The 396-nt window shown below is 30.1% G+C and carries 1 protein-coding gene; it reads left to right on the forward strand.

All coding sequences use genetic code 11. The annotated features are described in order from the left end of the window. Positions 1-58 precede the first annotated feature (58 nt). Positions 59-238 carry a hypothetical protein gene (locus LJD32_RS15100; protein ID WP_227403850.1) on the forward strand — a complete coding sequence of 60 codons (180 nt, stop codon included), beginning with the start codon at positions 59-61 and terminating at the stop codon, positions 236-238. The last annotated feature ends 158 nt before the right edge of the window (positions 239-396 follow it).

Here is a 396-nt window from a genome sequence, read left to right on the forward strand (position 1 = left end):
AAAAATAAAAAGAAAAAGATCAAAAAATTGTCTATATAATAATAGGAGGAAAAACTAAATGGAAAAAGTATTAGAAATCACATCAAATGACCATATTATCATGATCGATAAACTCTGTAAAAGAATATTAGGACATCCTGAAATCTTAGGAAGAATCATTAAAGGATTTATTAAAGAAGCTGAGGATGTATCTCTAGAAGAAATCATTGAACTTATTAAAGGAAAGAAGGAGCAGTAAGGGAATTCTTATTTCCAACAGCTAAATAATGTCATCGATATTGCTCATCATGGAAGAGTGGAATTCGATTATTTATGCTGTATCAATCTGCCACAAGCTGATGGAACAATGAAAAGAATTTATCTAGATGTAGAGATACAAAATGTAGAGAATCCCGG

Origin of the sequence: Faecalibacillus sp. TM498, assembly GCF_020589955.1 — a bacterium.
Taxonomy (GTDB): domain Bacteria; phylum Bacillota_I; class Bacilli_A; order Erysipelotrichales; family Coprobacillaceae; genus Faecalibacillus; species Faecalibacillus intestinalis.

Bases quoted from the DNA above. Each gene is read 5' to 3' on its own strand.
- LJD32_RS15100 (WP_227403850.1), top strand. From the start codon at position 59: ATGGAAAAAGTATTAGAAATCACATCAAATGACCATATTATCATGATC.